The organism is Nitratidesulfovibrio liaohensis, assembly GCF_011682075.1.
Taxonomy (GTDB): Bacteria; Desulfobacterota; Desulfovibrionia; order Desulfovibrionales; family Desulfovibrionaceae; genus Cupidesulfovibrio; species Cupidesulfovibrio liaohensis.
The window spans coordinates 1-10,310 of sequence record NZ_VSMK01000012.1; the positions used below are offsets into that span (position 1 = coordinate 1).

The 10,310-nt window shown below is 66.6% G+C and carries 9 protein-coding genes; 3 read left to right on the plus strand and 6 right to left on the minus strand.

The features are described from left to right. Positions 1-468: ribosome silencing factor (gene rsfS, locus FVW27_RS00680; RefSeq protein WP_208294546.1), on the minus strand; the 468-nt coding region annotated here is incomplete at its 3' end. A gap of 167 nt (positions 469-635) precedes the next feature. Then, positions 636-1,289: a nitroreductase family protein gene (locus FVW27_RS00685; RefSeq protein WP_208294547.1), complete on the minus strand. Its 654-nt coding sequence runs from the start codon at positions 1,287-1,289 to the stop codon at positions 636-638. 464 nt (positions 1,290-1,753) lie between these two features. On the opposite strand from FVW27_RS00685, the gene FVW27_RS00690 reads away from it, so the two are divergent. Beyond that, the gene (locus tag FVW27_RS00690) at positions 1,754-3,058 is read left to right on the plus strand and encodes a phenylacetate--CoA ligase family protein (protein ID WP_167121843.1); all 1,305 of its coding nucleotides are present in this window, start codon (positions 1,754-1,756) and stop codon (positions 3,056-3,058) included. Positions 3,059-3,204: 146 nt separating this feature from the next. Here FVW27_RS00690 and FVW27_RS00695 read toward each other — a convergent pair whose 3' ends face one another. The 3 genes from FVW27_RS00695 to FVW27_RS00705 all read right to left on the minus strand — a co-directional run bounded on the left by FVW27_RS00695 (position 3,205) and on the right by FVW27_RS00705 (position 5,399). Further along, a complete protein-coding gene (locus FVW27_RS00695; RefSeq protein WP_167121845.1) occupies positions 3,205-3,573 on the minus strand; it encodes a hypothetical protein in 369 nt (122 codons plus the stop codon). A gap of 221 nt (positions 3,574-3,794) precedes the next feature. After that, positions 3,795-4,301: a 4Fe-4S dicluster domain-containing protein gene (locus FVW27_RS00700; RefSeq protein ID WP_167121846.1), complete on the minus strand. Its 507-nt coding sequence runs from the start codon at positions 4,299-4,301 to the stop codon at positions 3,795-3,797. Positions 4,302-4,307: 6 nt separating this feature from the next. After that, positions 4,308-5,399, minus strand: coding sequence for an FAD-dependent oxidoreductase (locus FVW27_RS00705; protein WP_167121848.1), 1,092 nt, complete (start codon positions 5,397-5,399; stop codon positions 4,308-4,310). 312 nt (positions 5,400-5,711) lie between these two features. Between FVW27_RS00705 and FVW27_RS00710 the strand changes: the two genes are divergently transcribed. After that, complete coding sequence (locus tag FVW27_RS00710; RefSeq protein ID WP_167121850.1) at positions 5,712-6,143, plus strand: ACT domain-containing protein; 432 nt, start codon at positions 5,712-5,714, stop codon at positions 6,141-6,143. 308 nt (positions 6,144-6,451) lie between these two features. Then, a complete protein-coding gene (locus tag FVW27_RS00715; RefSeq protein ID WP_167121852.1) occupies positions 6,452-8,434 on the plus strand; it encodes a molybdopterin-dependent oxidoreductase in 1,983 nt (660 codons plus the stop codon). A gap of 282 nt (positions 8,435-8,716) precedes the next feature. Here FVW27_RS00715 and FVW27_RS00720 read toward each other — a convergent pair. Continuing rightward, the coding region (locus FVW27_RS00720) for an NAD+ synthase (protein WP_167121854.1) at positions 8,717-10,310 on the minus strand (1,594 nt) is incomplete at its 5' end.

Consider the following 10,310-nt stretch of genomic DNA (forward strand, 5'->3'; position numbering starts at 1 on the left):
GGCGGCGCGGGCGCCAGCCACCTTGCCTGCCATGCGGCGCACGCCGGTGTGGGTGCCTGCCGAGGTGGTGGCGGCCTCCACCGGCGGGGCCAGCTCGCGTCCGTCATGCAGCACCGGCGCGTCGGACCACAGGCTTTCCAGCCGGAACATCTCGCGTACCGGCGGCTGGAAGACGTTGATGATCACGTCGTTGCAGTCGAGCAGAATCCACTGCCCGGCCTGGTAGCCTTCCATGCGCAGGAATTCGATCTTCTCGTCGTCGCACATGCCCAGCACGTGGTCGGCCAGACCCTGCGCGTGGCGCACGGAACCGGCGGTGACGATGATGATGGACTCGGCAAAGGCGTTCATGCCCGCAAGGTCCAGGGCCAGCACGTCGTGGCCCTTCTTTTCTTCCAGCCAGCCCACGAAGGTGGCGACCTTCTCGGCGGTGGGGATGTCCTTGAACTTCTTTTCGATGGGTTTCATGCGGTGTCCTGTGGTCCGGCCCGCGCGCGGCGCGGCCCGTATGTTCATATGCATGCGGCGGAAGGTCCGCCGATGGCGTCATGTGAATGCGTCGTGCGGTTGCATGGGCCGCGCGGCTTGCCCCGCCCCGCATGGTCCGGAGGCTGGGGGGCGCATGGCTGCCGCTGCTACTTCCTGTCCTGTGCGTTGCCGCCGTGGCTCAGCAGTAGCACGGATTCCAATGGGCGCTTGGGCACGTGGTGGATACCGTCCGCGTCGCGATGGTAGCGGATGTCGCCATTCGCGCCCACGGTGTCCAGCACGCGGTTTTCCGCAGGCACGCCCAGCGCCAGCACCAGCACAAGGTCCAGTTCGGCATGGGGGGCCGCATCCAGCCCCAGAGCCGCGCGCACGCCGTCACGGTCGAACGCGCCGATCATGCAGCAGCCAAGACCCAGCGCCTGCGCACCCAACTGGATGGTCTGGGCCGCGATGCCAAGGTCGATTTCCGGCGTGGGCGCCCCCTTTCTGTCGCACAGCACGGCGATGTACGCCGCCGGGCGCTCGCCGTGAACCGGCCCGCCCCAATCCTTGAGGTAGGCGGCCCAGCGCAGGTGCGGAAACACCCCGCCGTTGCGCACGGCGTCGGCGCACACGGCATAGCGCAGGGGCTGGCGGTTGGCCCCGCTGGGGCACACCCGCGCCGTGTCCACCAGCGCATGCAGCGTGGGCAGGGGCACGGCCACGTCTTCCCGGAAGCGGCGGCAGGTGCGCGCATCGCGCACGCATTGGGCAAAGGCGGCAAATTCGGGGGATTGCTCGAAAGAATGCGGCACGGTCATGGTGCGGATGTCCTGCGGAATATCGTGGCTGGCGGCACAACGGCAACGGGGCGGGCGGACGGGCTCCGTTCACTGTCCAAACATACCATATACCGCATTCCCTACCGCTCCGCAAATGCAAGTGTGCGGGGCCTTTCGGCGAGCCGTGTTGCCATGCCCGGCAGCGACGTTGGCGAGAAAACCAGGCCAACAGGCGCAGGCAGGGGCAGCCAAGCCGTGCAGCGATTCGCGGCGTTCTGACGGTGCCCCTTCCACCTCGCCGTTCTCCATCCCCGCGTCCGCCCGCATGCGTCCTCATCCGCACGGCCCCGCCCTGCAACACGCACACCCCGTACCGGCCCGGCATCCTTGACCGCACCCGGCAGTTGGGGCACAAGTTGGCCTTGCCCGACATGTGTCGCACGGGCCGCCCGCGCCAGCGCGCCGCGCGGCACCGCCTGCGGTGAACCCGAGAGGAGAGCCCCATGATTTTCGACGTCGACCGCGAGACGCTTCCGCGCGAGGAGCTGGAAGCGCTGCAACTGCGCAGGCTGAAGAACCTCTGCGAGCGCGTCTACGCCAACGTGCCCCACTACCGCCGCCGGTTCGAAGAGGCGGGGGTGACCCCGGCGGACATCAAGCGGCTATCCGACGTCACCCTGCTGCCCTTCACCGAAAAGCAGGACCTGCGCAACAACTATCCCTTCGGGCTGTTTGCGGTGCCCAAGGACACCATCGTGCGGCTGCACGCCTCCAGCGGCACCACCGGCAAGGCCACCGTGGTGGGCTACACCAAGCGCGACCTGGACAACTGGGCCGAACTGATGGCCCGCAGCCTGGCCGCCGCCGGGGTTACCCGCCGCGACCTCATTCACAACGCCTACGGGTACGGCCTGTTCACCGGCGGCCTTGGCGCGCACTACGGCGCGGAACGCCTGGGCGCCACGGTCATTCCCGTGTCCGGCGGGGCCACCAAGCGCCAGGTGCTGCTGCTGCGCGACTTCGGCGCCACGGTCATCTGCTGTACCCCCTCGTACAGCCTGTACCTGCACGAGGCGGCGGAAGAGGCGGGCATCGACCTGCGCGAACTGCCCCTGCGCATCGGCGTGTTCGGCGCGGAGCCGTGGACCGAGGAAATGCGCGCGGAAATCGAGACCAAGCTCGGCATCGACGCCCTGAACATCTACGGCCTGTCCGAAATCATGGGCCCCGGCGTTTCCATGGAATGCGTGGAAGCCAAGTGCGGCATGCACATCTACGAAGACCACTTCCTGCCGGAAATCATCGACCCGGTAAGCGGCGAGGCCCTGCCCCCCGGCGCAACGGGCGAACTGGTCATCACCACCCTGACCAAGGAAGGCATCCCGCTGGTGCGCTACCGCACCCGCGACATCACCTCGCTGGACTACACCCCCTGCGCCTGTGGCCGCACCCATGTGCGCATGCGCCGCGTGACGGGCCGTAGCGACGACATGCTGATCATCCGCGGGGTGAACGTGTTCCCCTCGCAGATCGAATCCATCCTGATGGAAACCGAGGGGCTGGCCCCCCACTACCAGTTGCTGGTCACCCGCGATGGCAATCTGGACAACATCGAGGTGCAGGTGGAAGTTTCCGAGGAATTCTTCTCGGACGAGATCAAGAACCTGCAACGCCGCGAAGCCCGGTTGCAAAAGACCATCAAGGAATTCCTGGGCGTCACGGCCAAGGTGCGCCTGGTGGAGCCGCGCTCCATCCAGCGTTCCGAGGGCAAGGCCAAGCGCGTCATAGATCTGCGCGAGAAGCCGTAGGCGCGGCGCTGAAGATTGCAAAAATGAAAGGGGGCTTCGGCCCCCTTCTTTTTTGCGCAACAGGAGCCGCGCACGGCAGATGTGCCGTCCGCAGATGCGCGTCCGGCGGGTCACCAAATGTCGCCCTTTCCGCAGACGCCTGCTTGTCAGCGTAGGCGCGTGCTTTTCAGGTATCGCCGGGTAGTGCCGATCATTGACCCAACAGCGGCGATTCCCATCAGAGGGGCCAACACCTTCGCCGCAATGTCGTTGATCTGAAACATCAGAACGGCCAGACAGACCAGCGCAATCCCCATCAGCATGGTGGAGATGAAATACTGACGGCGCACTTCCAGAGGAATGTACAGATCGTAGGCAAATGCAGCGATGTAGTCCTTACGGTTGACGCTGTCCTTGAAGTCCTGAGGCAGGTAATCCAGAATTTTCAGCTCGGCGGGTCCGTTCAGATACCCACCGATGAGGAAGCAGGGAATCCCGACGGCCAGCGCCACCAGGGTCATCCACTTGAACAACATGCGCCAACCTCCACGTGCGTCCTGTCCTGTCGAAGTATCGCCTGCAATCCCCTACGGGCTACGCTCTGCGCCAACGTGCCCACCACATTACCCGTATGGCAAAAGCATCATGTCAACGGCCTGCTGGATATAGAAAGACAACGCAAGCAAAAACGGCAACGGCGGGGCAACCTTGCTTCAAGGTCGCACCGCCGTTGGATTTTCGCGTTTTTTCGTGCCAGCTATTTCTTGGGCCGGATGTGCGCAAGCACACGGTCGCGGGCCTCGCGCGAGGCCTCCGTTTCCAGTTCGTCCAGTTCATCGCGGTCGGCAAAGCGGATGGCCCCGCAGGGGCACATTTCCGCGCAGGCGGGGCCAAGGCCCACGGCGCGCCGCCCGGCGCACAGGTCGCACTTGCGCACGGCCACGCCCCGGTCGGTGGCAAAAAAGGCGGCATAGGGGCAGGCAATGACGCAGTTGCGCGTCTCGCAGCCCCGGCAAAGCATGGGTTGCAGCACCACCGCGCCGTCGCGGTCGCGCATCAGCGCGCCCCGGTTGCACACCTTCATGCAGTGGGCGTGTTCGCAGTGCTGACAGTAGATGGGAATCATCTGGCCGTCATTGGTACGGGCCATGGCGATGCGCGGCGTGTCGTACAGAAAGCCGCACACGGCCTCGCACGTTTCGCAGCCGATGCACTTGCTGTAGTCGATATGCAGGGTCTTGCCCCTGCCGTGGCATTCCGACATGGCGCGCTACCTCTGCTCGCTGGGGGCGCCGGGGCGCGTTATGACGTCGGCGTCGTAATTGTATTCGTTTTCGCGGTGCTGGGCCTTCAGGTCCAGCCAGTTGGTCAGCGAACGCGCCGCGCGCAGCCCGCTGTACACCGCCTTGCCGATCTTGCTGGGGCCTGTCAGCACGTCGCCCGCCACAAAGACGTTCTCTATGCTGGTCATGTGCAGCCAGCGCACCTCGCCCTTGCGCACGTTTTCCAGCCCCAGCTCCTTCTGGAACGGCGGGGTGGGAATTTCGCCGATGGAGGTGACAATGACATCGGCGGGCAGCACTTCTGTCTCGCCGGTGTTGGCGTCGGCCATCTCCATGGCAGCCACGTGCTGGCCGGTTTCATCGGCCACGATGCGCAGCGGGGTGCGCCGCTCCAGCCATTCGCAGCCCGCGTCGATAAGCCGGTCCACCTCATAGCTGCCCGCCGGGGCTTCCTTCTTGGTGCGCCGGTACACCATGACCACGCGCTTTGCCCCCAGGGCTTTCGCACTGTGGGCCACGTCCATGGCCGAATGCCCGGCCCCGATGACCACCACGGTGCGCCCTTCCACTGGCGGCACGGAAACGTTGCTGGTGGCGTACTTCACCGCGCGAATGGGGAACAGGAATTCCAGACCGGAATAGACGCCCTTCAACTGCTCGCCGGGTATGCCCAGCTTGCGCGACTTCCACGCGCCGCTGCAGATGATCACCGCGTCATGGTCTTCCACCAGTTCGCCAAGCCCCCGGATGTCGCACGAGAAATGGTCGCCCTCTTCCTCGTGCAGGGGGGCGCTGCAACAGATCTTGGTCTTGTTGTGGAAGTTGACGCCGAACTTGCGCGACAGGGTGAACACCCCGCGCTGGATGCGGTCCGCCGGGATGCGGTGGCCGGGAATGCCGAACAGCATCAGGCCGCCGGGCTTGGGCAGCTTGTCGTAGACCTCTACCTGATAGCCCAGGCACCCCAAGTACCCGGCGGCGGCAAGGCCCGAAGGCCCAGCCCCGATGATGGCGACACGCCGCCCGTTGGGCGGTGCGGGTTCTTCCCGCATGAAGGCGAAATTCATGGCGTTGGACATCGATGCTCCACGGTGCTTGCCGTGCGCCGGGCCGCGAAGTGCGGCGCGCGCAGCGTGCGTGTTCAATATAGCCATGGGGGCTGCTTCCGCAAGCGGTCGAGAAGGACCAGACCGCGCCGTGCCATAAGGTCAGCAACGCAAGGTTGGTTGGCAACGTAGCGCAGCCTCACGCCCCCGCATGCACGCGCCGTCCACCCGGTCCCGGCCAGTGCACCCCGGCTTGTCAACAGCCCGCCGGGGATGCTATCCACCTTCAATGACTGCAACGGCAGGGCGAACCGGCCTGCTTCACCCCGCAAAAGGATTGTCGCCATGAAAGTGGAACAGATTTCCGTATTTCTCGAGAACAAGGCCGGGCGCCTGGCCGAGGTAACCCACACCCTGGCCGAGGCGGGCATCAACATCCGCGCCCTGTCGCTGGCCGACACCTCGGATTTCGGCATCCTGCGCCTGATCGTGCACGACCACGAAAAGGCCAAGGCCGCCCTGAAGGAAAAGGGCTTCACCGTGGGCCGCACTTCGGTGGTGGCCGTGGAAGTGCCCGACCATCCCGGCGGTCTCGACAGCATTCTGCAACTGCTGAGCACGCGCGGCGTCAACGTGGAATACATGTACGCCTTCGTGCAGCAGAACGGTACCAACGCGGTGCTCATCTTCCGCTTCGACCGTACCGACCAGGCCATCGAAGTGCTGAACGAGGCGGGCATCCCCGTCATTTCCGGCGACAAGCTGTACCAGAACTAAGGCTGTCACAGTTCCCTTTCCCTGACCGGATGGGGCCGGGTCCGGTTGTACCGGGTCCGGCCCTTTTTTCGTGGTGGGCAGGCCCATTCAGGCAATGACACGGCCCGAGCCGTCTTTCCGTGATTCCGGTCACGGAATGTACAATGGCGCGGTGTACGGTGGCTGTGCGGGGCGGGCGCAACATCCGTCACGCCCTGACCGCGCAACAACCGGCCCACGATCTGGCCGCGTACGTCACACCATGCGTGCACAGCCGCTGCCGCCAGCCACCCTGACCTTTCGCCAACCCGCTCCCCACGGAGTTTCGCATGCAACGCCTTTCCGCCTGTTCCCTCGACTGTCACGGGGCCTGTTCGCTGGTTGTCCATCTGCCGGACGAAGAAGCATCCGTGCATGACGACCCCGCCGGGGGCGTGCGTGTTTCCGGCAACCCCGACCACCCGTTCACGCGCGGGGTGGTCTGCGTCAAGGGACGGGCACTGGCCGCCCGCCGCCTGAGCCCCGACCGCATCACCACTCCGCTGGTGCGCGGCGCGGATGGCGCACTGCACCCGGCCACTTGGGACGAGGCGCTGGCCCTGTGCGCGTCGAAGCTGGACGCCCTGCGTGACACGCCGGAATCCATCCTGCACCTGCGCGGGTTCGGCTACCGGGGGGCGCTGGCGGAAGCCAGCAATTATCTTTTCAACAGCCTGGGTGCGGCCCGCAAGCGCGGATCCTTGTGCGACGGCGCGGGCGATGCCGCCTGCGAGGCCGACTTCGGCGCGCCGGACCACAACGACAGCGACGACCTGGCCAACGCCGCCGCCATCGTCAACTGGGGCAAGGATCTGGCCCGTTCATCGCTGCATCTGGGCCTGATGGTGCGCGACGCCCGCAAGCGCGGCGTGCCGGTGCTGACCATCTCGCCCGGCGGCGACGACAACGACGCCTTCACGGATGTGCGCATCCGCATCCGCCCCGGCAGCGACCGTTTTCTGGCCGCCGCCGCCATCCGCCGCCTGCTGGTCGATGATGCCGTGCCCCCGGCCATCAGCGGGCGCACGCGCGGCTTCGGGCAATTTCGGGAAATGCTGCTGGCAACCAGCGAGGCGGACCTGCTGTCCGCCTGCGACGCCGCCCCGGCGGATCTGGACACCCTGTGCCGGTGGATGCGCCGCGAGGCAGGCAACGGCGGCCCCACGGCCAGTCTGCTGGGTTGGGGGCTGCAACGCTACCTGCGCGGCGGCGAAAGCGTGCGCTACATCAACGCGCTGGTCATGCTGTCCGGCAACATGGGCGTTTCCGGTGGGGGCGCGTACTACGGCATTTCATCCGGCCGCAGCCTGGACCTTTCGTGGAGCAGGAAGGCGGGCACGCCCGCCCGCACCTTCCTGCTGTCGCACATGGCGCAGGAACTGACACAGGCCGACCCCCAGGTGCGCTTCCTGTGGGTGGACGCCTTCAACCCGGTGAACCAATCGCCCGACGCCCCGGCCCTGGCCCGAGCCGTGGAAGCCATCGACTTCACCGTGGTGGTGGAAGCCTTCCTGACCGACACAGCCAGCCGGGCCGACGTGGTGCTGCCCTGCGCGCTGGTGCTGGAGCGCGAAGAAATCTTCGGGTCTGCCTACCACAACTACATCGCCTATGCCGCGCCCGCCTGCCCCATGCCCGGCGAGGTACGCCACGACTTCGACATAGCGCGCGGCGTGGCTGAACGGCTGGCCCGGCCCATTCCCTTCCCGGACCGGGAGGATGTGCTGCGGCAGGCCCTGCGCTCACCTCACCTTGAAGTATCGCTTGAAGAACTGAAGGCCACCGGCTGGACCAAGGCCAAGCGGCCTTCCGTGGCGTGGGAAGGCCTGCGCTTTGCCCACCCCGACGAGCTGTACCGCCTGCCCGAGGCCCTGCACCTGGATGGCGCAGCCGCGACCGTACAGGATGGCGCTTCGACGGGCGACTACCCCTTGCACCTGCTGACCCTGCTGGCCCCGGACTACGTGAACTCGCAGGTGGGCTTGCCCGGTCGACAGCCCGACGACGGCGCACCCATCACCGTGCAGGTGGCGCCGGAATGCCACGCCCTGTCCGCGCTGGACCTGGACCGCCCCGTGTTCGTCGTCTCGCCGCATGGCCGCATGCCCGTGCAGGTGCAGACTAGGCCCGGCATCCACCCCCGCACCGTCATCATGCCGCGCGGCGGCTGGCTGGCCCATGGCCGTTCACCCAATGCCATCATCGCCCCGCTGGCCACCGACATGGGCGACGGGGCCGCGTACTATGAGCAACGGGTGCGGCTGGAGAATTAAGGCCTGTTGGCGCTATGGTCCTTTTGCCCTCTGCCTGCGTCAGAATGTTTTTTTATTCCGGTCGAATACCACGCGGACGCGCTGCGGTCGCCATCCGTAATGCTCGAAGACTCGCATAACGGCTGCCGCACTCCCTCCATAAAAAAACCATTCTTCCTTGGCAGAGAACAAAAAACCTCATAGCGCCAACAGGCCGTCAAAAGGCAGCCAAACCGTTTGACACTACTCTTGTGAAACATTTTTGGGGGAGGCGATAGGGGTTCTCCCCTTCCCCCGGTTCTCCTAGAGCAACACCAACCGGCTCGCCACGGGCATGCGCCAGCCGGTGCCGAAGGCGCGGTCGGTCACCTTCAGGCCGGGGGCGGCCTGCCGCCGCTTGAATTCGGAAATGCGCACCAGCCGCAGCACGTTGTCCACCACGGCGGGGTCGAAACCTTCGGCCACCACGGCGTTGCGGTCCATGTGGTGCACCACGCAGCACTCCAGAATGGCGTCCAGCACGTCGTAGGGTGGCAGGCTGTCGGTGTCCTTCTGGTCGGGCCGCAGTTCCGCCGAGGGGGCCTTGTCCAGAATGGCCGTGGGGATCAGGTCGTATCCGGCCTGTGCGTTGCGCCAGCGGCACACCCGGTACACCAGCGTCTTGGGCACGTCGGCAATGACCGCAAGGCCCCCGGCCATGTCGCCGTAGATGGTGCAGTAGCCCACGGCCAGTTCCGACTTGTTGCCGGTGGTCAGCAGCACCGCGCCCGACTTGTTGGACACGGCCATGAGCAGGTTGCCCCGGATGCGTGACTGGATGTTTTCTTCGGTCACGTCGCGCACCGTGCGGCCCAACGCGCCGAACACCGGGGCCAGCGCCGCGTCGAAGCCCTCCATCATCGGGCCGATGGGCACCGTGTGCACTGCGTCCGCGGACAGGCCCAGATTGCGGGCCACAGCCAGCGCGTCGGTCACGCTGCCTTCGCTGGAATGGGGCGAAGGCATCAGCAGCACCCGCACGTTTTCCGGCCCCAGCGCCTCTGCCGCCACAGCCGCCACCAGCGCCGAATCCACCCCGCCGGAAAGGCCCAGCACCGCGCCGGTGAACCCGCACTTGCGGGCATAGTCGCGCGTGCCCATGACCAGCGCGTGCCACACCTGCGCCTCCGGCTCCGCCGGGTCCGGGCAGATGGCGCCCGTGCCCGCCGCAACGTCCACCAGCACCGTGTCTTCCTCGAACGGTCGCCCGCGCGCGATGAGATGCCCCACCGCGTCAAAGGCCACGCTCTTGCCCGCGAACAGTAAATCGTCGTTGCCGCCCACCTGGTTGGCGTACAGCACCGGCACCCGGTAACGCGAGGCCACGCGCGACAGCATGCGTTCGCGCACCGCCTGCTTGCCCAGCGTGAACGGCGAGGCCGACAGGTTGATGATGGCGTCCACCCCCGCCAGCCCAAGGTCCGCCACCGGATCGGTCTCGTACTGGCGGTGTTCCTGCCAGAAGGTCTTGTCGTTCCAGATGTCCTCGCACACCGTGACGCCCAGCCGCCAGCCCGCCACCGTCACCGCGCCGCAGTTCACCCCCGGCTCGAAGTACCGGCGCTCGTCGAACACATCGTACGTGGGCAGCAGCACCTTGCGCGTGGCCACCGTTACCGTGCCCTCGTGCAGCAGCACCGCCGCGTTGTGCAGCCGGTTGCCCACCGGCGTGGGGTTGGGCACCGGAGCGCCCACCAGCACCGGCGGCGCATCCTTCAGCCGCAACGCCAGCGCCTCCAGCGCCTTGCGACAGCCCGGCACGAAGTCGCTCCGCAGCAGCAGATCGCGTGGCGGGTACCCGCAGATGGCCAGCTCCGGCGTGACGCACAGCCCCGCACCCCGCGCCGCCGCGGCGCGG